22 protein-coding genes are annotated in these 21315 nt (G+C 73.1%); 11 read left to right on the plus strand and 11 right to left on the minus strand.

Translation table 11 applies throughout. The features are described 5' to 3' along the window. The first annotated feature begins 266 nt into the window (after positions 1-266). From AC0NZQ_RS16765 to hutI, 3 genes are read left to right on the plus strand one after another with little or no spacing between them, the layout of a single operon-like run. Positions 267-1469, plus strand: a complete 1203-nt coding sequence (locus AC0NZQ_RS16765) for an allantoate amidohydrolase (RefSeq protein ID WP_474531114.1) — start codon at positions 267-269, stop codon at positions 1467-1469. Further along, a complete protein-coding gene (locus tag AC0NZQ_RS16770; protein ID WP_474531115.1) occupies positions 1466-2773 on the plus strand; it encodes a formimidoylglutamate deiminase in 1308 nt (435 codons plus the stop codon). The genes AC0NZQ_RS16765 and AC0NZQ_RS16770 overlap by 4 nt, the downstream gene beginning before the upstream one ends. Further along, positions 2761-3927: an imidazolonepropionase gene (hutI, locus tag AC0NZQ_RS16775; RefSeq protein ID WP_474531117.1), complete on the plus strand. Its 1167-nt coding sequence runs from the start codon at positions 2761-2763 to the stop codon at positions 3925-3927. Before AC0NZQ_RS16770 ends, hutI begins: the two co-directional genes overlap by 13 nt. Here the strand turns inward: hutI and AC0NZQ_RS16780 are convergent. Next, entirely contained in the window at positions 3870-5423 is a 1554-nt protein-coding gene (locus AC0NZQ_RS16780; protein WP_474531118.1) for a serine/threonine-protein kinase, read from the minus strand. The two genes, hutI and AC0NZQ_RS16780, sit on opposite strands and share 58 nt — an antisense overlap. A 143-nt stretch (positions 5424-5566) precedes the next feature. Here AC0NZQ_RS16780 and AC0NZQ_RS16785 point away from each other — a divergent pair, with 143 nt between their 5' ends. Then, on the plus strand, positions 5567-6301 hold the full coding sequence (locus AC0NZQ_RS16785) for an LmeA family phospholipid-binding protein (protein ID WP_474531119.1): 735 nt from the start codon (positions 5567-5569) through the stop codon (positions 6299-6301). On the opposite strand, the gene AC0NZQ_RS16790 is transcribed toward AC0NZQ_RS16785, so the two are convergent. The 7 genes from AC0NZQ_RS16790 to thiD all read right to left on the minus strand — a co-directional run bounded on the left by AC0NZQ_RS16790 (position 6298) and on the right by thiD (position 12709). Further along, positions 6298-7170: a carbohydrate kinase family protein gene (locus AC0NZQ_RS16790; RefSeq protein ID WP_474531121.1), complete on the minus strand. Its 873-nt coding sequence runs from the start codon at positions 7168-7170 to the stop codon at positions 6298-6300. The two genes, AC0NZQ_RS16785 and AC0NZQ_RS16790, sit on opposite strands and share 4 nt — an antisense overlap. Next, positions 7170-8090 (minus strand): pseudouridine-5'-phosphate glycosidase, encoded by a 921-nt coding sequence (locus AC0NZQ_RS16795; protein WP_474531123.1) that lies wholly within the window; start codon positions 8088-8090, stop codon positions 7170-7172. Before AC0NZQ_RS16795 ends, AC0NZQ_RS16790 begins: the two co-directional genes overlap by 1 nt. A 10-nt stretch (positions 8091-8100) precedes the next feature. Next, on the minus strand, positions 8101-9495 hold the full coding sequence (locus tag AC0NZQ_RS16800; protein ID WP_474531124.1) for a purine-cytosine permease family protein: 1395 nt from the start codon (positions 9493-9495) through the stop codon (positions 8101-8103). A 116-nt stretch (positions 9496-9611) separates the two neighbouring features. Next, positions 9612-10400 (minus strand): thiazole synthase, encoded by a 789-nt coding sequence (locus tag AC0NZQ_RS16805; RefSeq protein ID WP_474531125.1) that lies wholly within the window; start codon positions 10398-10400, stop codon positions 9612-9614. A 4-nt stretch (positions 10401-10404) separates the two neighbouring features. Next, positions 10405-10605, minus strand: a complete 201-nt coding sequence (gene thiS, locus AC0NZQ_RS16810; protein ID WP_474531126.1) for a sulfur carrier protein ThiS — start codon at positions 10603-10605, stop codon at positions 10405-10407. Further along, entirely contained in the window at positions 10602-11732 is a 1131-nt protein-coding gene (gene thiO, locus AC0NZQ_RS16815; RefSeq protein ID WP_474531433.1) for a glycine oxidase ThiO, read from the minus strand. The genes thiS and thiO overlap by 4 nt, the downstream gene beginning before the upstream one ends. Before the next feature lie 161 nt (positions 11733-11893). Next, positions 11894-12709: a bifunctional hydroxymethylpyrimidine kinase/phosphomethylpyrimidine kinase gene (gene thiD, locus AC0NZQ_RS16820; protein ID WP_474531127.1), complete on the minus strand. Its 816-nt coding sequence runs from the start codon at positions 12707-12709 to the stop codon at positions 11894-11896. A gap of 30 nt (positions 12710-12739) precedes the next feature. On the opposite strand from thiD, the gene tenA reads away from it, so the two are divergent. Then, positions 12740-13417, plus strand: a complete 678-nt coding sequence (tenA, locus tag AC0NZQ_RS16825; protein ID WP_474531128.1) for a thiaminase II — start codon at positions 12740-12742, stop codon at positions 13415-13417. Next, a complete protein-coding gene (locus AC0NZQ_RS16830) occupies positions 13414-13848 on the plus strand; it encodes a VOC family protein (protein WP_474531129.1) in 435 nt (144 codons plus the stop codon). The genes tenA and AC0NZQ_RS16830 overlap by 4 nt, the downstream gene beginning before the upstream one ends. A gap of 17 nt (positions 13849-13865) precedes the next feature. Here AC0NZQ_RS16830 and AC0NZQ_RS16835 read toward each other — a convergent pair whose 3' ends face one another. Beyond that, entirely contained in the window at positions 13866-14303 is a 438-nt protein-coding gene (locus AC0NZQ_RS16835) for an SRPBCC family protein (protein WP_474531130.1), read from the minus strand. Positions 14304-14395: 92 nt separating this feature from the next. Here AC0NZQ_RS16835 and AC0NZQ_RS16840 point away from each other — a divergent pair, with 92 nt between their 5' ends. From AC0NZQ_RS16840 to AC0NZQ_RS16855, 4 genes are read left to right on the plus strand one after another with little or no spacing between them, the layout of a single operon-like run. Beyond that, positions 14396-15520 carry a L,D-transpeptidase family protein gene (locus AC0NZQ_RS16840; RefSeq protein WP_474531131.1) on the plus strand — a complete coding sequence of 375 codons (1125 nt, stop codon included), beginning with the start codon at positions 14396-14398 and terminating at the stop codon, positions 15518-15520. 25 nt (positions 15521-15545) lie between these two features. Then, positions 15546-16433, plus strand: coding sequence for a L,D-transpeptidase family protein (locus AC0NZQ_RS16845; RefSeq protein WP_474531132.1), 888 nt, complete (start codon positions 15546-15548; stop codon positions 16431-16433). 50 nt (positions 16434-16483) lie between these two features. After that, positions 16484-17245, plus strand: coding sequence for a GAF domain-containing protein (locus AC0NZQ_RS16850; protein WP_474531133.1), 762 nt, complete (start codon positions 16484-16486; stop codon positions 17243-17245). Positions 17246-17274: 29 nt separating this feature from the next. Further along, positions 17275-18084, plus strand: coding sequence for an alpha/beta fold hydrolase (locus tag AC0NZQ_RS16855; protein ID WP_474531134.1), 810 nt, complete (start codon positions 17275-17277; stop codon positions 18082-18084). A 31-nt stretch (positions 18085-18115) separates the two neighbouring features. On the opposite strand, the gene AC0NZQ_RS16860 is transcribed toward AC0NZQ_RS16855, so the two are convergent. Continuing rightward, a complete protein-coding gene (locus tag AC0NZQ_RS16860; RefSeq protein WP_474531135.1) occupies positions 18116-19528 on the minus strand; it encodes an amidase in 1413 nt (470 codons plus the stop codon). An 11-nt stretch (positions 19529-19539) separates the two neighbouring features. Continuing rightward, complete coding sequence (locus AC0NZQ_RS16865; protein WP_474531136.1) at positions 19540-20502, minus strand: lysylphosphatidylglycerol synthase transmembrane domain-containing protein; 963 nt, start codon at positions 20500-20502, stop codon at positions 19540-19542. Positions 20503-20607: 105 nt separating this feature from the next. Here AC0NZQ_RS16865 and AC0NZQ_RS16870 point away from each other — a divergent pair, with 105 nt between their 5' ends. Continuing rightward, a complete protein-coding gene (locus AC0NZQ_RS16870) occupies positions 20608-21201 on the plus strand; it encodes a TetR/AcrR family transcriptional regulator (protein WP_474531137.1) in 594 nt (197 codons plus the stop codon). Positions 21202-21315 lie beyond the last annotated feature (114 nt).

Below are 21315 nucleotides of genomic sequence, written 5' to 3' on the forward strand. Positions count from 1 at the left end.
GTTGAGTGGGCCGACATTTCGGCCCACTCAACGGATAACTGCCCACTGAACGGGGGGCGAGGGGACGTAGCGCGAGGGGACGCAGCGCGAGGGGACGCAGCGCGAGGGGACGCAGCGCGAGGGGACGCAGCGCGAGGGGACGCAGCGCGAGGGGACGCAGCGCGAGGGGACGCAGCGCGAGGGGACGCAGCGCGAGGGGACGCAGCGCGAGGGGACGCAGCGCGAGGGGACGCAGCGCGAGCGGACGAAGCGCGAGGAGACGCGGGATGACCGGGGCGGCGACGAGCGCAGCGGCGAGCTTCGATGCGATGTGGGACGAGCTCGCGCCACTGGGACGTCATCCGGGCACCGGTGGCTACCGGCGCTACGCCTGGACGCGCGAGGACTACGAACTCAGGGAATGGTTCGCTGGGCAGGCGGCGGCGCGCGGCCTGGACCTGACGATCGACCGGGCCGGCAACCAGTGGGCGTGGCGGGGCGACCCGGACCGTGACGGCCCCGGCATCGTGATCGGCTCCCACCTGGACTCGGTGCCCGACGGCGGCGCCTACGACGGCCCGCTGGGCGTGGTCAGCGCCTTCGCTGCGCTGGATGCCCTCACCAGCAGCGGAGCAGCAGCCGAGGACGCGCCGTTGGCGATCGTCAACTTCGGCGACGAGGAGGGCGCGCGCTTCGGCGTCGCCTGCGCCGGTTCCCGGCTCATCACCGGGGCCCTGGACGCCGACCGGGCCCGCGGCCTGCGTGACGCCGACGGTGTGAGCATGGCCGAGGCGAGCCCCTACGCGGCCGGCCTGGGTCGCGACGACGAGACGCTGCGCCGGATCGGCACGTTCGTGGAACTGCACGTCGAGCAGGGACGCGACCTCGTCGACCGCCATGCAGCGATCGGGGTGGCGAGCGCTATCCGGCCCCACGGTCGGTGGCGCATCGAGCTGCCGGGCGAGGCGAACCATGCCGGGACGACGGCGCTCGTCGACCGTCGGGACGCCGTCCTCGCGCTCTCCCACGTCGTCATCGCTGCCCGTGCCGCGGCTGAGCGCCACGGCGGCGTCGCGACCGTGGGCCGGGTCGCCGTCCAGCCCAACGGCGTCAACGCCATCGCCTCCCACGTCACGGCGTCGCTGGACGCGCGCGCACCGAAGAATGCGCAGGTCCGCGCGATCGTCGCCGATATTGCGCAGCTCGCGCGCGAATACGGCGGCGACGTCATCGACGAGTCGTGGACCGACGTCACCCCGTTCCCGGTCGACCTGCGGCAGCGGCTGGCCACGGTGCTGCAGGTGCCCGTCCTCGACACCGGCGCCGGACACGACGCCGGAATCCTCGCGCAGGCCGGGGTGCCGTCGGCGATGATCTTCGTCCGAAATCCCACCGGGATCTCGCACTCCCCGCTGGAGCACGCGGAGCGCTCGGACTGCCACGCCGGCGTCGCCGCCCTGGCCGCCGTCTTGACCGAGCTGGGCGCATGACGGCGTACTTCGCCGAGCACGCGCTGCTCGAGGACGGCCCCGCCGAGCGGGTCCGGTTCGAGGTCGCCGCCGGCCGGTTCACGGCCGTCACCGCTGACGGTGATCCGGCCGGTGCCACGCGGCTGCCCGGCGTCGTCCTGCCCGGCCTGGCCAACTGCCACAGTCACGCCTTTCACCGGGCACTGCGTGGCCGCACCCACGACCGCGGCGGCACCTTCTGGACCTGGCGCGAGCGCATGTACGCCGTCGCCGGACAGCTCGACCCGGACCGGTACCTCGCCCTGGCTCGCGCCACCTACGCCGAGATGGCGCTGGCGGGGATCACTGCGGTGGGAGAGTTCCACTACCTGCACCACGCGCCGGGCGGCCGACCCTACGACGATCCCCGGGTGATGGGCGAGGCGCTGCGCCAGGCGGCACGCGACGCCGGCATCCGGCTCACCCTGCTGGATGCGTGCTATCTCGCCGGTGGGCTCGGTCCCGGCGGCCACCTGCCCCTCGACGAGGTCCAGCGCCGATTCGCCGACCGCGACGCCGACGCCTGGGCCAGCCGGGTGGCCGGGCTCGCCGACGACGACACCACTCGCATCGGCGTCGCCGTCCACTCCGTCCGGGCGGTGCCGCGGGACGCCGTTCCGCACGTGGTGGCGGTGGCCGCGGGTCGACCACTGCACGCCCACCTCTCCGAGCAGCCGGCGGAGAACGAGGCCTGCCTGGCCGCGTACGGGCTCACCCCCACCGCGGTGCTCGCCGAGAGCGGCGCCCTGGGCCGGAACACCACGGCGGTCCATGCGACCCACCTGACCAACGCCGACATCGCCGCCCTCGCGCCGGTGACGGTCTGTATCTGTCCGACCACGGAGCGTGACCTTGCCGACGGGATCGGCCCGGCCCCGGCACTCGCCCGTGCCGGTGCGCGCCTGTCGCTGGGCTCGGATCAGCACGCGGTGATCGACCTCTTCGAGGAGGCCCGCGGCCTCGAGCTGGACGAGCGGCTGAGCAGCGGGCAGCGGGGCACCTTCCGGCCCGACGAGCTGCTGCGCGCGGCCACCCGTCACGACAGCATCGGCTGGCCGGACGCCGGCGTGCTCGCCCCCGGCGCTCGTGCCGATCTGGTGGCCGTCCGCCTCGACTCGGTGCGCACTGCCGGGACCGATCCTGCGCAGGTGCTCTTCGCCGCCGCGGCCCCCGACGTGGAGACGGTCGTCGTCGACGGCCGGGTCGTGGTGCGCGACGGCGAGCACGTAATCGGCGATGTCGGGCGACTGCTGCACGACGCGATAGGAGCACTGTGGCCGTCCTGATCACCGGCATCGCCGAACTCGTCACCAACGACCCGACGCACGACGGGACACCGCTCGGCATCGTCCGTGACGCCGCCGTGGTCGTCACCGACGCCCGCGTCAGCTGGGTGGGGCCGGCGAGCGCGGCCCCGGCCGCCGACACTCGTCGCGAGCTCGGTGGACGGGCCGTCGTCCCCGGCTTCGTGGACAGCCACACCCACCTGGTCTTCGCCGGGGACCGTGCGGGGGAGTTCGCCGCCCGGATGGCGGGGGAGCGCTACGACGGCGGGGGCATCGCCGCCACGATGAGCGCGACGCGCGCCGCGAGCGACGACGAACTGCGGCGGCTGCTCGCGGGACGCCTCGCCGAGGCCCGGGCGCAGGGCACGACCACCGTCGAGATCAAGAGCGGCTATGGCCTCGACCTCGGCGAGGAACAGCGTGCCCTGCGGCTCGCTGCCGAGTTCTCGGCCGAGACCACCTTTCTCGGTGCCCACGTCGTCCCTCCGGGCACGGAGCGTGACGAGTACCTACGGAACGTAACCGGACCGATGCTGGCCGCCTGCGCGCCGCACGCTCGCTGGATCGACGTCTTCTGCGAGCCGGCGAGCCCGCACGCCTTCGATGCGGACGAGGCCCGAGCGGTCCTGACGGCCGGAGCCGCCGCGGGCCTGGGCCTGCGGGTGCACGGCAACCAGCTCGGTCCCGGTCCCGGTGTCGCGCTGGCAGTGGAGCTCGGCGCGGCGAGCGTGGACCACTGCACCTACCTGACCGACACCGACGTCGAGGCGCTCGCCGGGTCGCAGACCGTGGCCACGCTGCTACCGGGGGTGGAGTTCTCCACCCGGCATCCCTATCCGGACGCCGCGCGGCTGCTCGCGGCGGGTGTCACGGTGGCGCTGGCCACCGACTGCAATCCGGGCACCTGCTACAGCTCGTCGATGCCGTTCGTGATCGCGCTGGCCGTCCGCGAGCTGGGGATGACACCGGCGCAGGCCCTCTGGGCCGCGACGGCCGGTGCGGCGCGGTCCCTGCGGCGCGACGACATCGGTCGGATCGTGGCCGGAGGGCCGGCAGATCTCACCGTGCTGACCGCGCCGACCTACCTGCACCTGGCCTATCGGCCGGGAGTGCCGATCGCCACCGCGCTGGACCTCACGCCGCGCTCCGGCTGAGCGGCGACGACGGCGCGCCGCTGCACCGTCGCGAGGTCGTCGCGGGCGACGACGGCGGTGGCGCTCCGCGCTGCGTCCGGATCCCCGTCACCGCTCGTCGCGACGACGACGGCGATGATCGCGGCGATGACCACGGCGACGGTCACCGCGATCATGACGATCAGCGCGCGGTTGTCGGTCGGCGGGGCCGGCCGCGGTGGGACGGAGTGGTGCGGACCGGAGTGGTGCGGCCCGGAGTGAGGCGGCCCGGAGCGGGGCGGTCCGGCCGGCGGGGACGAGTCGCGGTGCGGCCCGCCCGAACGGGGCGGCTGGGAGGTGGAGGGCCCAGCGTACGGCGGCTGGGAGGTTGAGGGTCCCGCGTACGGCGGCTGGGAGGTTGAGGGTCCCGCGTACGGCGGCTGGGAGGTCGACGGCCCCGCGTAGGGCGCTCGGTGCCCCGCCGCGGCGGGAGGGAAGGAGTGCGGCGGTCCCGAGCGGGGTGGGAATGACGGCCCCTGCACCCCCGAGGGCGCCTGCGGTCCGGCATACCCCGCCTCGCCGGCGGCCCGTACCGCGTCAGCCGCCGACGAGCCCGGCTGTCCCTTGACGAGCGGCACCGGCCCGAACCCCGCCGCCGGCCCGACCGGACCATCGCGACGCACCCCGCCGCTGCGCGTCGCCGCCTTCACGGCGGCGGCGAACTCCCCGACCGTCTGGAAGCGGTCGTGCGGCTTCTTGGCCATGCCGCGCCGGACCGCGGCGTCCAGACCCGGCGGGACCTGTGGCGCCCGCTCGGTGGCCGAGGGCGGGGCGTTGTTGACGTGCGCGAAGAGGACCTGTAGCGCCTCGCCGGTGTACGGCGCCTGCCCGGTCAGGCACTGGAAGAGCAGGCACGCCAACGAGTAGATGTCCGAGCGGGCGTCACCGGAGGATCCGCTGATCCGCTCCGGCGCCATGTAGGCGACGGTGCCGAACCAGTCCGTGGTCGAGGTGAGCGCCGTCCCCTCGTTGCCGATGGCACGGGCGATGCCGAAGTCGACGAGATAGGCGAAGGGGCTGGTGCGGTCCGCGGCGGTGACGCCGCTGATGAGGACGTTCGACGGCTTGATGTCGCGGTGCATCAGCCCGGCCTGGTGCGCCGCCGACAGCGCCGCCGACACCTGGACGATGAGATCGACGGCGAGGTCGACATCGAGCCGGCCGCCCTCCTCGGCGATCAGCTTGCCGAGGTCGAGACCCTCGACGAGCCGCATGTCGAGGAAGAGCTGACCGTCGTGCTCGCCGAAGTCGTGGATCGGGATGATGTGCGGCTCGTTGAGCCGGGCGGCCAGCCGGGACTCCCGGCGGAACCGGGCCTGGAAGTGCTCGTCCTCGGCCAGCTCCCGCGGCAGCCGCTTCAGCGCGACGACGCGGTCCCGCCGGGTGTCGTAGGCGCGGTAGACGACACCCATGCCACCGCGCCCGATGACCTCCTCGAGGAGGTACGGGCCGAACTGTTCGCCCGACTGCTCGGCCACTGCGACGACGTCCCTTCACCGGTCCGTGGGGGTGCTGTGCCGGCGGCGGGCACCGGAGTTCACATCCTAGGCAACGGCGGGGTCGAAGGCCGGTCGAGGCCGCGCCCCGGTGCGGGACAGCCGGTCGTGACACCATCGACGTCATGGTCGACACCGCACCCGGTCAGGGTCACGTCCGGCGGCGACCGCGGCGTGGCCTGCGCATCCTGCTCGTCGTCGTGCTGTCGCTGCTGGTGCTGGCGCTGATTGCCGACCGCGGTGCCGATCTCGTGGCCGAGAATCTCGCGGCCGAGAAGCTGCAGTCGTCGCAGAACCTGCCGAACGAGCCGGACGTCGACATCAACGGCTTCCCGTTCCTCACGCAGTTCGCCTCGGGTCGCTACGACGACGTCACCGTCACCGCCACGGACATCCCCGTCGGGGGCCAGACCGGGGCCGCGTTGACGCTGTCGAAGGTGGTCGTGGACCTTCGCGACACCACCGTCTCGCGCGACTTCACCCGGTTCCACGTCGACAGCGCCACCGCGGTGGGGACGATCTCCTACGCCGATCTCGGCCAGCGGCTGGGTCTGCAACTGCGCTATGCCGGCGACGGCCGGGTTCGGGTGAGCAAGAAGATCACCCTCTTCGGGCAGACGATCGAGCCCACCCTCACCGCGAAGGCGTCGGTGGCCAATGGCCTGCTCACCTTCGCCGCGACGCAGGCGAACGGACTCGGCCCGCTCGCCGGCGAGCTGGCCCGTGTCTCCAGCCAGATCTTCGGCGACTCGATCCCGCTGCGCGGCATCCCGTTCCAGGTGCGGGTGCAGGAGGTCTCACTCCAGCCGGACGGGCTGCAGCTCAAGCTCACCGGCACCGACCTCACCTACAACCGCTAGCGCGGCCGGGCACCCGCCTGCTGCACCGCCCGGGCGGCGAGCCGGGTCCCGGACGTGAGGGCGGCGGCGATCTCGCCGGACGCGGCGAGGAAGCCGGCCGCGAAAGCGTCCCCGGCGCCGGTCGAGTCGAAGACGCGGACCTCGTCGGCCGGTACCGACCGCACGCCCGTCCCGTCGGACCAGACCGCACCGGAGGCGCCGCGCTTGACGATGGCGTGGCCGCAGCGCAGCGCCAGCTCCTGCGCGGCGGCGGCCGGCTCGTCGTGTCCGGTGAGGACCCGGGCCTCGTCGGAGTTGGCGAAGAGCAGGACGTCCTGCCCGACCCACTCCAGGAAGGTCTCCGGGCCGGCGGCCGCCAGCGGGGCAGCGGAGGCGGCGTCCACCGCGATGGACCACTGCCGCTCACGGGCGAGCTCCAAGCACGCCAGAGCGAACGGACGGGACCCGGCCCCGAGCAGCGCGTAACCCGAGACGTAGAGCCAGTCCGCCTCCGCCGGGACCAGCGAGATGTCCGGCGAGCCGTTGTTGGCGCCGGTGGAGGGCACCATCGAGCGCTCGCCGGTCTCGTCGACGAGGACCAGGCAGATGCCGGTGGCCCGGTGGGGGTCGATCTCCACCACCGGAGTGACGCCGGCCGTGGTGAGCTCGTCGACGGCGCGCAGCCCCTCGGGGTCGTCGCCGATCCGGCCGACGAAGGTGGCCTGCGCTCCGGCGTGTGCCAGCCAGGCGGCGACGTTGGCCGCGGCGCCGCCACCGAAGATCTCGACGTCGGCCGGCGTGTCGGAACCGAAGGCGAGCGGTCCGGGCAGCCGGGCCACGAGGTCGACCATGACGTCGCCGACGCAGACGACGTGCAGCGGCGCGGGCATCAGGCAGCCGGGGTCGGGTGCTGCTCGCAGTACGCCGAGGCGACCTCGGCGGCGAGCCGGGCGTTGCCCAGGACGAGCGCGACATTCGCCGCCAGCGACGCCCCGTGCGTCTCGCGGTGGAAGAAGTCGAGCAGGAACGGGGTGACGTCCTTGCCGCTGACCTCGGCATCGGCGGCGGCGGCGAGCCCGGCGGCCAGCGTCCGATCGTGCAGCCCTCGCTCCAGCTCGTCGGCGTCGGCGATGGGGTTGGCGAGTACGAGGCCGTAGCCGGCGGTGCCGAGCTCGTCCTGGCCTCGGAGCACGGCCGCGACGTCGGCGGGGGAATCGGCCCGCCACCAGAGCTCGTGACCGGAGTCGCGCAGGTAGAAACCGGGGAAGCGGTCGGTGCGGTAGCCGAGGACACCGACGTTCAGCGTCTCCAGGCGTTCCAGCGTCGCGCCGACGTCCAGGATCGACTTCACGCCGGCGCAGACCACCAGCACCGGCGTCCGCGACAGCGTGGTGAGGTCGGCCGACTCGTCCCAGGTGTCGCGCGCCTCGCGGTGGACGCCGCCAAGGCCGCCGGTAGCGAAGACGCGGATGCCGGCGCGAGCAGCCAGGTGCGCCGTCGAGGCGACGGTGGTGGCGCCGGTGCGACCCAGCCCGGCCGCCACGGCGATGTCGCGCACGCTCACCTTCACGACGTCGGGGTCACCGGCCACCCGGGCCAGCGCCTCGTCGTCCAGACCGATCCTCGCCTGGCCGTCGACGACGGCCACCGTGGCCGGGACGGCACCGCCCTCCCGGACCGCGGTCTCAATTTCGCGGGCAATGCGCAAATTGTCCGGCCGGGGGAGGCCATGGCTGATGATCGTGCTTTCGAGCGCGACGACGGGACGGTGACTGGCGATCGCCTCGGCGACCTCGGGGTGGACGAGCACTCGCCGAAGTTTACGGCGCGGTCACGCTCGGCCGGAGGGCGCGGTCGAGCAGACGCACCGGGAGTGTCACGAGGGCGGCGACGGCGAAGGAGAGCAGTGACGCGCTCATCCACGGCTGCGGCTCGAACGGCCGCAGGTCGGTCCAGAAGCGCGCCCACCAGGAGACGTAGCCGGGGTTGATCAGCTGGTAGGTGACGAAGCCGAGCAGCCATGGCAGCAGCATGAGCGTCCGGGACCGGCTGCGTTCGCCGAGGTCCCAGGTGCGCTCACCGCGGCCGGCGAAGTAGTCGACGGCGAGGACGCCGAGGAGCGGGACGAAGAGCGAGCCGATGAGCACCAGGAAGTTGGTGTAGTCGGCGATGTCCAGTGCCAGCGTCAGCACCGTGGCGACGGTGCCGACGGCGACGGCGATGATGCGCCGGTCCGTCCGGGGTGCGAGGTTCTGCACCGACACCGTCGCCGAGTAGGTGTCGACGAAGGACTGGTCGACCTCCCGCACGGCGAGGACGACGAAGGCCAACGTGCCGACCGGGACCGCGATGATCGCCCCGAAGACCTGGTTCGGGTCGCCCGCGGCGACGCCGACCAGCGCGATCATGCCGACGAGGTAGCAGCCGATCTGGGTGATCGAGTATCCCGCGAAGGTGCCGAGCACGGTGGCGCGCACCGAGGTGGAGTGCCGGGAGTAGTCCGCCGCCACCGGCACCCACGAGACCGCCACGCTGACAACGGTGTCGACGGCGATCCAGAAGCCGCTCCACGAGCCTTCGCCGAGCTGCAGCGGCTGGCGCAGCAGCTGGATGCCGATCCAGATCATGGCCGCCAGCACCAGCACCGTCACGTACTTGCGCAGCACCCGGATCCAGCCGAGCGGCCGGAGCGACAGCACCGTCGTGATGACGCCGCCGAGCAGCACCCACACCCAGCGCGGGACGCCGTCGACGACCTGATCCAGGGCGGTGCTGATGGTGACGAGCTCGAACGTGGTCCACCCCGTCAGCTGCACGATGTTGAGCACCGTCGGCAGCCAGGACCACCGTGCCCCGAAGAGGCCGCGGAGCAGAACCATGGCCGGGGCACCGGTCTGCGCACCCGGGATCGCGGCGACCGCCACGGCGGCGGTGCCGAGGACGGTGCCGACGACCAACGCCACCACCCCGGCGGTGAAGGCCAGCGTGACCCGCCCGGTCCCGGCGGGATCGAGCAGGACGATCGCGCCGGTGAAGCCGAGCAGGCTCACCCCGAGATTGCCCCACATCCCGAACTGGTCGAGCAACCCCAGCGAGCGGGTGGCGGGTCCCTCCAGCGTGAGCGGGGCCTCGTCCGATGCCGATGTAGATGCCGATGCCGATGTCGATGCCGACGTCGACGGTGCCGGCTGGTGCGGTTGCTGCAGTGAGGTCATGCGTCTTCTCTCCCTACGCCGGCATTACCCGGACAGGTTCTGCGGTCGGCGCGATGCCGCAACGCTGCGGCGGCGCCCTCTCAGCCCCTCGTCGGAGCTCCCGCGGATGGGTGGGCTTACAGGACGGCCATCCCCTCGGTGGGGGAGGAGGCGCGGGCGTGGAAACGGCGGGGGATGCGCCCGGCACGGTGGGCCAGGCGGCCGGCGCGGACGGCGAGCCGCATCGCCTCGGCCATCGCCACCGGGTGCTGCGCTCGGGTGACGGCCGAGGCCAGCAGCACGGCGTCACAGCCGAGCTCCATGGCCAGTGCGGCGTCCGACGTCGTGCCGATACCGGCGTCCAGGATCACCGGGACGCTCGCCTCGCTGACGATCAGCTCGATGTTGTGCGGGTTCCCGATCCCGAGCCCGGTGCCGATGGGGGAGCCCAGCGGCATGACGGCGGCGCACCCGGCCTGCTGCAGCCGGCGGGCCAGCACCGGGTCGTCGTTGCTGTACGGCAGCACCGTGAAGCCCAGCGACACCAGGGTCTGTGCGGCGTCGAGCAGTTCCACCGGGTCGGGCAGCAGGGTGTGCTCGTCGGCGACGACCTCCAGCTTCACCCAGTCGGTCTGCAGCGCCTCCCGTGCCAGCTCGGCGGTGCGCACGGCCTCGCGCGCCGTCTGACAGCCCGCCGTGTTCGGCAGCACCCGCACGCCGAGCTCGTCGATCACCGACAGCACCGAGCCACTGGTCGCGGCGTCGACGCGCCGCATCGCGACCGTGCAGAGCTCGGCACCGGAGGCGCGCAGCGTCTCGTCGATGACCTGCAGGCTGGGCGCCCCACCGGTGCCCATGATCAGCCGGGAACCGAAGGTGACCCCGCCGATGCGCAGGGGGTCGCGGTCGATCACGTCGCCGGTCATCTGCTCAGCCTCCTTGAACCGCGGTGACGATCTCGACGTCGGCGCCCGCGACGACGACGGTGTCGTCCCACTCGCTGCGGGGGACGACGCTGCCGTCCAGGACGATGGCGCTGCCGCGGTGGCCGCCGGCGACCTCGGTGAGCAACCGGGCGACCGTGGTACCGGACGGGATGTCGTGGGGCTTGCCGTTGAGGGTGATCGTCACGCCGGAACCTCCCGGAGGCGGGCCGAGAAACGGGCGGGGGTGTGCTCGGCGATCTCCGGCGGTACCAGGCCGGTGGTCACCACCGCCGCGATCGCATCGGCGGTGAGCGGGGTGAGCAGGACGCCGTTGCGGTAGTGACCGGTGGCATGGACCAGACCCGGCTCCGCCGGGCCGAGCGACGGCGCGTTGTCCGGGGAGCCGGGGCGCACCGCGGTGCAGATCTCCTCCAGCACGGCTTCGCTCAGTTCGGGCATCAGCGCCTGCGCGTCGCGCAACAGGTCGTAGACGGCGCCGGCGCGGGGGGCGAGGTCGAAGCCGGCCTCCTCGGTGCTCGCCCCCACCACGATGCGCCCGTCGGCGCGCGGGACCAGATACACCGGATTGCCCCGCACGATGCCGCGCACGACATGTGAGGCGCGGGGCTCGGTGCCGAGCCGCAGCCGCAGCGTCTGGCCCTTGACCGGCCGCACCGGGACCTCGGCGAGCCGGCCGGACCACGCCCCGGCGGCCAGCACGACCACGTCCGCGCCGAGCAGCCGGCCATGGGCCAGCTGTACACCGGAGACGGTGCCGTCGACCTCGCGCCGCAGCTGCCGGACCTCGGCCGGTGAGAGGGTCACGCCGAGCCGTTCGCAGGCCACCAGCAGCGCGCGACGGACGAGGCGCGGGTCGACCTGGTGATCGCCGGGGGCGAGCAGACCGCCCGGCAGTCCCGCCGCCAGCACCGGCTCGACGCGGCGCAGCTCGCGTCCGGTGAGCAGCTCCACCTCGATGTCGAGGCTCGTGGCGAGGGTGGCGAGCTCCCGGAGGTTCGCCAGGTCGGCACCGTCGCTCGCGGCGACGACGGTCCCGGTCTCCCGCAGTCCGGTGGGCAGATCACTGGCCGACGCGAGCTCGGCGGCGAAGGCCGGCCACCGGCCGAGCGAGGCCAGGTTGAGGCGCAGCAGTGGGGTCTCGGTGACGTGCAGCTCGGTGACCGGTGCGAGCATGCCCGCGGCGGTCCGCCAGGCGCCGCGGTCGGGGTCCGGGTCGACGACGGTGACGGTCGCGCCCCGCTGCGCGCAGCGCCAGGCGACGCCGAGGCCGATGATGCCGGCTCCGACGACGACGACGTGCTGCGACTGCATCTGCTCCCTCACGCCGGCATGACCCGGATCAGGTTCGACGGTCGGCGTGGTCCGCCCTCTCAGCCCCGGCCGGGGCTCCCGTGCGCGTCCAACCTACTCCGTCGTGGCGGTGACCCTCTCGTGTGGCGCCGCAGCGAGTCACGGTCACGGCGTTGACGCGGTCAGCCCTCCGGCCACGGTCGAACCCGCCAGAAGTGGCCCACGGGGCCGAGCCCCGAGCCGAGTGGGAAGGAGCCGGCTACGGCACCGGAGATGAAGGCCTTGCCGTCCCGGACCGCCTCGACCAGCGAGCGACCACGGGCCAGCGACGCGGTGATGGCCGAGGCGAGGGTGTCGCCGGAGCCGTGGGTGTGATCGGTGGCGTGCCGCGGCGCGGTCAGCTCGATCGCCTCGGTGCCGTCGTGCAGCAGGTCGACGGACTCCGGACCCGCCAGGTGCCCGCCCTTGACGATCACCGCACGGGGGCCGAGGGCGAGCAGGGCAGCGGCGGCCTCGTCCATGTCGGCCCGGCTGCGGACCCGCACGCCCGTCAGCAGTGCGATCTCGCCGAGGTTGGGGGTGATCAGGTCGGCCAGCGGGATGACGACGTCGCGCAGCGTCGCGACGGCGTCCGGGTGCAGCAACGGGTCGCCGTGCTGGGACGCACAGACCGGGTCGACGACGAAGGGACGGATGCCGAGCCGGGTCACCGTCTCGGCCACCGCGGTCATGATCGCCGACGACGCGAGCATGCCGGTCTTGGCGGCGCCGACGCCGATGTCCGTGGCCACCGACTCGATCTGAGCGGCGACCAGCTCGGCCGGGATCTCGTGGAAGTCCGACACCCCGAGCGAGTTCTGCACCGTCACCGCGGTGATCGCGGACATCCCGTGCACCCGGCAGGCGAGGAAGGTCTTGAGGTCCGCCTGCACCCCGGCACCACCGCCGGAGTCGGAGCCTGCAATGGTGAGCGCGGTCGGGACAGCGGTGGCCGGCATCGCGCCAGTATCGGGCAGGGAGTGCAGCGCGTGGACAGCAGTGCCGGAACCGGCAGCCTCACCACCCGACTCTGGGACGCCGCCGCCGACGTCTACGCCGCGATCCTGGACCACCCGTTCGTCTCCGGTCTGACCGACGGGACGCTGCCGGCCGAGAGCTTCGCCTTCTACCTGGCGCAGGACGCCCACTATTTGCGCGACTATGCGCGAACGCTGGCGGTGGTGGCCGCGAAGGCGCCGACCCATGCCGCGACGGCCCTGCTGACCCGTCACGCGGCCGAGACCGCCGAGGTCGAGCTCGCCCTGCACGAGACCCTCCTGCCGCAGCTGGGGCTGGACCCGGCCCGGCTGGCGACGGTGCCGGCCTCGCCGACCACGACGGCATACACCTCGTACTTGCTGGCAACGGCCTACGGCGGCACCTTCGCCGAGGGGCTCGCCGCGGTGCTGCCCTGCTACTGGATCTACCAGCGGGTGGGGGAGGCGCTCGTGGCGCAGGGTTCCCCGGACGCCCGTTACCAACAGTGGATCGACACCTACGCCGGCGACGACTTCGCGGCTAGCGTACGAGCTGTGCTGGCACTCACCGACGAGCTCCGACCCGGCACCGTCACGGAGGCCGCCATGCGCAGGCACTACGTCACGACCTCCCGCTACGAGTGGATGTTCTGGGACGCCGGTTGGCGCCGCGAGGGGTGGCCGGTATGACCACCGGACCGCTGCGCGGGGTCGAACCCGGCCCCGGCGCCGACCTGGACAGCGTCACCATCGTCGCCTCGGACGTCGCCGCCAGCATCGCCTTCTACGAGGCCGCCCTCACCGCGCTCGGCCTGGTACGCACCCACGAGCTGGTGGACGAGGAGGAGGACGACGCCCAGATCGAGGCCGCTGGCTGGGGTCCGCCCGACCGCGCAGCGCGCATCTGGGTCGTCACCGGTCCGGTCCCGACGGCCGAGGTCCACCTGCGCCTGCGTGCCGCCGAGCGGTTGGACGTCGAGGAGTTCCACGCCGCCGCACTCGCCGCGGGCGGAACCGAGCATGCGGCGCCGCGGCGCTGGACGCCCTACCGGCGCGGGGAGTTCAGCGCCGTGGTGCGGGACCCGGACGGCAACCTGGTGGAGGCCGTCGCTCCCGAGTGAGCGCCCGGAGGCGAGCGTTACAGCTGCGCGGTGAGGGTCCGGACGAGCTGGGCGACGGTCTCGTCGGCGATGGGCTCGAAGCGGCGCCGGAGCAGTGGTTCGAGGGCACGGACCCAGCGCTTGAACCGGAAGTGCGCCCGGTAGGTGATCACCGTGGTCTCGCCGCGCGCGGTGAAGCTCATGTCGTCGGTTGCCTGCACGGTGCGGTTGTCGCCGGTGAAGGTGAGCCGGGCGTCGGGCTCGAGACGGACGACGCGGTAGTCCAGTTCGGTCACCCGCCGGCCGAACCTCGACGTGTTGTGGAACGACGATCCCACTCGCAGCGGTCCGCTGTCGGTGCGCGTGGTGCGGATCGTGCCGGGGTCCCACGCCTCGGTGTGGGTGAAGTCAGAAAGGTAGGCGAAGACGGCAGGCAGGGGACGCGCCACCTCGACGGTGCGCTCGACGGTGATCACCACCTCAGCCTCCCGGGCCGCGACGACCCGGTGGCGGCCGGGACACGCCAAATCACTGGATTCACACCAGTCACACCTGGCACACTCGTCACATGTCAGCAGGACGCGTCGTCGGGACGCTGCTCTCGTGCACGGTCGTCGCCGGCTGTGCCGTCGTCGTGGTCGGAATGACGCGGGCCGCCACCGGACCACGTCCGGACGAATCCCCGGTGGCTGCTGCCAGCGCGCCGGGGTACGAACCGCGCCTGCCGACGCTGCGCGACGACGAGGGCGCGGCGGCAGGGCCTGCAGCCCTCTCGCCGAGCCCGGCCGCGTCGACCTCGAGCAGCTCCCCGGCCGGGGCCCGGACGGTCCCGGTACCGCCGAGCAGAGCTTTGAGCAGAGCTTCGACCGCAGTCTCGAGCGCAGTCTCGAGCGCAGCCCCGAACGTCGCCTCGACGATCGTCACGACTGCTCCGGCGGCCGTCGTCCCTGCCACTACGGCCGCGCCGGCTCCGCGGGTCGCGCGCCGGACCAGCACACCCCCCACCGCCGCACGCCACCCTGCGCCGCGAACGACGGCACCGCGGTCGGCCCCCCGAGCCGCTCCGCAGCCCGCTCGGCCCGCCGTCGTCGGTCAGCGGCTGCCGCTGGGTTACACGACCGGCAACGCCACCAAGGTCGTCACCGTCACCGCCGGGTCGAGCCGCAGCACGACGGCGACGCTGCAGGCGTGGGTCAAGGTCGCGGCCGGCCGCTGGAAGAAGTCCGGCAGCGCGATCCGGGCCCACGTGGGCTCCGACGGCATCGGCAAGGCCAGCGAGACCCGCTCCAAGACACCCGCCGGCAGCTGGACGCTCACGCAGGCCTTCGGTCGTCGCAGTGATCCGGGCACGGCGCTGCCATACGTCAAGACGACGCCGTCGGACTACTGGATCAGCTCGCCGGGCCGGCTGTACAACACCCGGCAGCGCTGCGGCAGCTGCGGCTACAACAACGGCGTCAACGAGCGGCTCTACTACGTCACGCCGCAGTACGACTACGCCGCCGTCATCGACTACAACACCCGCAACGCGCCGGGCGGCGTGAAGCAGGGGCGGGGCAGCGCCTTCTTCCTGCACGTCACCGACGGCACCGCCACGGCGGGTTGCGTCGCCATCAGCCAGTCCCGGCTCGTCAGCCTGTTGCGATGGCTCACCCCGAAGTCGCACCCGCGGATCCTCATCGGCGTGACCTGATCCTCACGGGTACATTCGGGAGGTCATGCGTGCGAATCGGACCAGCGGTGCCCTCGCCGGAGCGTTGACGGCGGCCCTGCTGCTGGCCGGCTGCGGCGGCGGCACCGAGCCCACCGCCTCATCGACCGCCGCCTCCTCCGGCACGACGACGACAGCTCCGCGGTTGGCCACCACCCCCGCCACCGCCCCGACTTCGACGACGGCTCAGCCGAGTCGGACCAGCGCTGCCCGGTCGACCCCGGTGATCCGATCCACCGCCCCCGCGCGCCGCACCACCGTGACGCCCACACCTCGCCGCTCCTCGGCGGATGCCGGGCGCCGTCTGCCGCTCGACCTCCGCACCGGCAGCGCCACTCAGGTGATCACCGTCGTCACCAGCTCGGGCTCGGACACCACCGCCACGGTGCAACGCTGGACCAAGGCGGGCTCCCGCTGGCGAACGGTGGGTCGGGGCGTCACCGGCTACGTCGGGGCCTCCGGCGTCGGCAGGGCCAGCGAGGGCAGCAGCACGACCCCGGCCGGCAGCTTCACCCTCACGCAGGCCTTCGGTCGGGACGGCGACCCCGGCACCCGGTTGCCCTATGTCACGACGACGAACGACGACTACTGGATCAGCTCGCCCGGCCCGGACTACAACACCCGCCAGCGGTGCGGCTCCTGCGGCTACGACAACGGCGTCAACGAGCACCTGCACGCCATCACGCCCGAATACGATCAGGCGGTCGTCATCGACTACAACACCCGCAACGCACCGGGCGGCGTCCGGCAGGGCAGGGGCAGCGCGTTCTTCCTGCACATCACCAACGGCGAGCCGACGGCAGGCTGTGTCGCCGTGCCCCGCGACGACCTGCTCCGCATCATGCGGTGGCTGCGTCCGGCTGAGCACCCTCGGATCCTCATCGGCGTCGCCTGACCCAGACGCACCTCACGTGAATCACACGTCCGGTTTGACATTCTCTTCACGTGAACTGCACGGGGGAGCCGGTCACCACCGTTGACGACGGTGCCTGGTTGGCCCTGGCCCAGCGTCTGGGCAACGGCGGCCGGCGTACCACCCAGCAGGTCCTCGACGACATCTGCGCCACCGGAGTCTGCGACCTGGTGGCAGTCGTCGTCCCGGACGGCCCCGACACCGTCCGGATCCCCGCCGCTGCGGGGGAGACGGCACCCGACTGGCGCGGCAGGACCGGTCCCGCCGACGGGCTGCGGATCGCCGCCGTGCTGCGCGACGGGCGCAGCCGCCTCATCACCGATGCCACCGAACGCCTCGACTCCAACGTCAGGCCGCTGCTGCGGGTGCGCAGCGCCGTCTTCGCCGCCCTCACCGACGCCGACGGAGAGGTCTGGGGCGTGCTCACCCTCGGCCGCTACCCCACCTCGCCCCGCTACGGCGAGGCCGACCTCGCCCTCGGGACCATGCTGGCCCGCCTCGTCCCGCCACCGGCGAATGAGACCCGACCCGAGGAGTTCCCGCCCGGCATTGCCGACGCCGAATCGGACGCCCCGCAGCTCGACGAGGCCGTCGCGCGCAGCGACGAGCGGGACCGCATCGCCCGCGCGCTCAACACCGAGGCGATCGGGCAGATGTTCGCGCTCGGCATGCGGCTGCAGTCTGCTGCGGGGGAGGCGCCGGAGCCGCTGCGACAGATGCTCGCCGCCAGCTCCGACGACATCGACGACGCCGTCAAGTCGATCCGCGGCGCCGTCTACGGGCTGGCCGACTGATCGCCGTGGGCACTGGCTAGCCTGATCCGGTGCCGCACCTGCAACACGGCTCCGCCGCGCTCTTCTGGGACCGCCGCGGCCACGGCGATCCACTGCTGCTGATCCAGGGCATGGCCGGCCATCACCGCATGTGGGGCGAGGCGCTGCTGGGTCGGCTGGAGGACGACTACGAACTCGTCCTGTTCGATCATCGCGGCGTCGGTCCGGGCGCCGACCCCGCTGCCGCCGACTTCAGCGTCGCCGATCTGGCCGACGACGCCGCGGCGGTGCTGGACGTCGCCGGCCACGACAGCGTGCACGTGCTCGGTATCTCCCTGGGCGGCATGGTCGCCCAGGAGCTGGCGCTCCGGCACCCGCACCGCGTCCGCAGCCTCGTCGTGGGCTGCAGCTACCCCGGCGGTCCCGGTTCGACGCTCGCCGCACCGGGGCCGCTGCGGATGATGCAGGCGATGGAGCTGGCGACCCGGACCGGCGACGTCGACGCCGCTCTGCGGGTGGCCTATGAAGCCAACCTCTCGCCCACCTTCCGCGCCGCCGAACCGGCCGGCTTCGACGCGTTCCGGGCGGCGGCGCTCGCCGTGGTCGTCCCCGTGCCCGTCGTGCTGCAGCAGGCCCGCGCCGCGTTCGCCCACGACGCCAGCGAGCGGTTGCCGGGGCTCGACGTCTCGACACTCGTCGTCCACGGAACCGCCGACGAGATGCTCCATCACCGCAACGGTGAGCTCCTCGCCGGCCTCGTCCCCGGCGCCCGGCTCGAGTCGTTGGACGGGATCGGCCACCTCTTCTGGTGGGAGCAGCCCGAACGCACCGCGCAGCTGCTGCGGGAGCACTGTCGCTGACCGCGCGACCCGAAGGCTGACCGCGGCCGGCTCAGCGCTCGATCCGGGGGAACGGGTGCGCCTGCTCCAGCAGGAAGGCCAGCTCCAGCAGGGTCCGCTCGTCGGCCGGGCCGGCGGAGAGCATGACGCCCACCGGCAGGCCGGCCGCCGAGGTCCCCATGGGCAGGGAGATCGCCGGCGTCCCGGCGATGTTGTTCAGCGGCGTGTACGCCACCCACGTCATCAGGCGCTGGATCAGCTCGTCGTAGGGCAGCGTCGGGCTCAGGTAGCCCAGCTCCGGCGTGGTGTGCGCGAGGGTGGGGGAGAGGACCACCTCGTGCCGCGCGAACATCGGCGCGCAGTCGGCGAGCGTGCGGCGCAGCCGTCGTAGCGCTCCGGGGGTGCGGTGCAGGTTGCGGCGGTGATGCCGACGCAGCCCCAGGGTGAGGCCGTCGGCGCGCGAGGCGTCGAACCCGCGGTCCAGCATGATCTTGGCGGTGTCGACGGCGAGCTCGGCCAGCAGCGCCCAGTACTGGACGAAGTCCGCGGCGAACTGCTCGGTGACCGGCAGCGCGACAGGCTCCACCACGTGGCCGGCCCGCTCCAGCAAGGACGCCGTCTGCTCGACGGCACGGCGGGTGTCGTCGTCCGGACCACCGGCGCCGGTCACCGACTCGAGTACGACACCGATCCGCAGTCGACGCTGCGCCGGGCCCGTCACCAACCCGATGGGCGGCAACGTCGGGTTGCGCCACTGGTCCTCCGCGGCGGCGACGAAGGCGGCGGTGTCCCGGACCGTCCGCGTCACCACGCCCTCGGAGACCATGTTGATGGGCAGGTGCGCGGCCTGCTCGCCGTCGAGGTGGCGGCCGCGGGTGGGTTTGAGACCGACCAGCCCGGCGCAGGCCGCGGGGATGCGGATGGAGCCGCCGCCGTCGTTGGCATGCGCGATCGGGACGACGCCGGCTGCCACCATCGCCGCCGACCCGCCCGAGGAGGCCCCGACGGTGTGCGCGAGGTGCCACGGGTTGTGCACGGCCTCGCCGGTCATGAACTCGGTGGAGGCGCTGAAGCCGAACTCCGGCAGGCGTGACTTGCCGAGCACCGTCATGCCGGTGCCGAGGTACTGCCGGGCGTAGGCACCGTCGCGTCTGGCCGGCCGCGCCCGGTACGCCTCGCTGCCGTGATTGGTGGGCATGCCGGCGACATCGGTGTTGTCCTTGACGAAGGTCGGCACCCCGTAGAGCGGGGCCTGCGGTTCGTCGCCGTAACGGGGGGTATCGAGCGCGTCGAAGGCAACCGCGTGCAGCTGTCCCTCGACGGCCCGCGATCGGGCGGCCGCAGCGGCGGCCAGCTCCTCCCGGCTCACCTCGCCGCGCCGGATCAGGTCGGCCAACCCGACCGCATCGTGCTCGCCCAGGGCGTCGTCGGTGAAGGCGTGTACCCGCGTCACGGCGTCGGTCATGACCCCGGAGGTTACCCGCCGGTCACTTCCACCGGCATCGGTGTCGTGCCGGGCGCGACGGCTGCCGTGACCGTCTCTGTCCTGTCCGTGGCAACCGGACGGCGGTTCGCCCGGCGCAGCGCGTACCAGCAGCCCCAGCCGGCGGCCACCACCAGCGCACAGCTGATGAGGCGATACGTGACGACGATGGCGAGAGCGGGGCCGGCGGCGACATGACCGGCGCCGCTGAGCGCGGCCAGCATCGCGCCGTCCACCACGCCGAGGCCGCCGGGGAGCAGGGAGATGCTCGACGCCGACATGCCGACGATGTAGGTGATGACGAGCAGTCCGGTGTCCCGGACGTCGATGCCGAGCGCCTGCACGCAGGCGTAGAGGCAGAGCAGGTCGGCCAGCCAGTTGCCGGTGGCGAAGGCCAGGCCGAGCAGCCAGTCGCGACGGCGGGGACGGATGGCGACGAGCTCGGCGACGAAGCGGCGGACGGCCGCGCGCACGGGGGCGGGGTCGCGGCGGACGAGGCGGACCACCGCGCCGGCCAGGCGCCCCAGCCGGTCGGCGAGGGCCGGTACCGCACCGGGGCGGCGACGCAGCACGACGAGGGCAGTGGCGGCCGTCAGCGCGGCCGCGACGGCGATGACGGCGCCCGTGGCGCCCGGCCCGCCGGCCGCGCTGCCGGCCACGGCGAGGACGGCGAAGGCGGCGGCGCTCAGCACCCCGGAGGCGGCGACGGTGAAGCCCGCAGCAGCGGTGGAGGCACCCCAGCGGCGCAGCTGGGTGGCGACGTAGCCGGCTGCCACCGCGGTCCCGCCGGGGAGGGTCCAGTTCAGGGCGTTAGAGGCCAGCCGCAGCTCGACCATCCGGGCCACCGAGAGCCGCGTTCCCGCGGCCTGCAGCATGCGTCGCTCGACGCGGGCCAGCATGGCCATGGAGGCCAGTGCGGCGACCACCGCCACGAGGAGCCAGACCAGCCGGATCATGGCACCTCCCGAGCGAAAAAGAACGGACGTTCTTTGTCGCTCCACCGTCCTCCTCATCAGTTACACAGTCAAGGCGAACATTCGTTTTTGTTGTACGGTCCACTCGTGCCCAAAGTGAGCCAGCAGTATCGGGACGAGCGCCGCGCGCAGATCCTCGAGGCTGCGCGCCGCTGCTTCGCCCGCGACGGGTTCCATCAGACGTCCATGCAGGATCTCTTCGCCGAGGCCGATCTCTCCTCCGGGGCGGTCTACCGCTACTTCCCGAGCAAGGCGGCGATGATCGTCGCCATCGCCGAGGAGAACATGCGCGGCTTCGCCGCCATGCTGCACGGCGCCGTCGCCTCCCCGGAGGAGGACGAGCGAGGCCTCGGCGAGCTCGTCGCCGACGTGCTGGACGTCGTCCGCGAGCGCCACCGCAGCAGCTGCGTGGGCGGGATCGCCCTCACCGTCTGGGCCGAGGGCGTCCGCGACGACGAGATCGCCTGTGCCCTGGCCAGCGCCGTGGCCGGCGTCCGCTCCGAGCTCTCCGCGCTGGTGCGGCGCCACCAGGAGGCCGGCCGCGTGCCGCGGTCGGTCAGTGCCGAGGGGGTCGCCGCGACCCTGTTGGCCCTGGTGCCCGGTTACATCGTGCAGCTGACGCTCTACGGCGAGGACGCCGTCGCCGACGTTTCCGCCACGGTCCGCACCCTCTGGCGCTGAGCCCCCGCCCCCTTTAAACCGCCGCGAGTGGTCGATTGTCGGTGCCAGTGGTCGCTTGCAGGGCGACCACTCGGCACCGAAATCGACCACTCGGCGACCGGTGTTGCGGGAGCC

The sequence above is a fragment of the Jatrophihabitans sp. sgz311053 genome (assembly GCF_056135305.1).

Coding starts and splice junctions, on each gene's coding strand:
- AC0NZQ_RS16865 (WP_474531136.1), bottom strand. CDS start 20,502: ATGATCCGGCTGGTCTGGCTCCTCGTGGCGGTGGTCGCCGCACTGGCC.
- AC0NZQ_RS16765 (WP_474531114.1), top strand. CDS start 267: ATGACCGGGGCGGCGACGAGCGCAGCGGCGAGCTTCGATGCGATGTGG.
- thiO (WP_474531433.1), bottom strand. CDS start 11,732: ATGCAGTCGCAGCACGTCGTCGTCGTCGGAGCCGGCATCATCGGCCTC.
- AC0NZQ_RS16785 (WP_474531119.1), top strand. CDS start 5,567: ATGGTCGACACCGCACCCGGTCAGGGTCACGTCCGGCGGCGACCGCGG.
- AC0NZQ_RS16860 (WP_474531135.1), bottom strand. CDS start 19,528: ATGACCGACGCCGTGACGCGGGTACACGCCTTCACCGACGACGCCCTG.
- AC0NZQ_RS16830 (WP_474531129.1), top strand. CDS start 13,414: ATGACCACCGGACCGCTGCGCGGGGTCGAACCCGGCCCCGGCGCCGAC.
- AC0NZQ_RS16800 (WP_474531124.1), bottom strand. CDS start 9,495: ATGACCTCACTGCAGCAACCGCACCAGCCGGCACCGTCGACGTCGGCA.
- AC0NZQ_RS16845 (WP_474531132.1), top strand. CDS start 15,546: ATGCGTGCGAATCGGACCAGCGGTGCCCTCGCCGGAGCGTTGACGGCG.
- thiD (WP_474531127.1), bottom strand. CDS start 12,709: ATGCCGGCCACCGCTGTCCCGACCGCGCTCACCATTGCAGGCTCCGAC.
- AC0NZQ_RS16790 (WP_474531121.1), bottom strand. CDS start 7,170: ATGCCCGCGCCGCTGCACGTCGTCTGCGTCGGCGACGTCATGGTCGAC.
- AC0NZQ_RS16805 (WP_474531125.1), bottom strand. CDS start 10,400: ATGACCGGCGACGTGATCGACCGCGACCCCCTGCGCATCGGCGGGGTC.
- AC0NZQ_RS16840 (WP_474531131.1), top strand. CDS start 14,396: ATGTCAGCAGGACGCGTCGTCGGGACGCTGCTCTCGTGCACGGTCGTC.
- AC0NZQ_RS16770 (WP_474531115.1), top strand. CDS start 1,466: ATGACGGCGTACTTCGCCGAGCACGCGCTGCTCGAGGACGGCCCCGCC.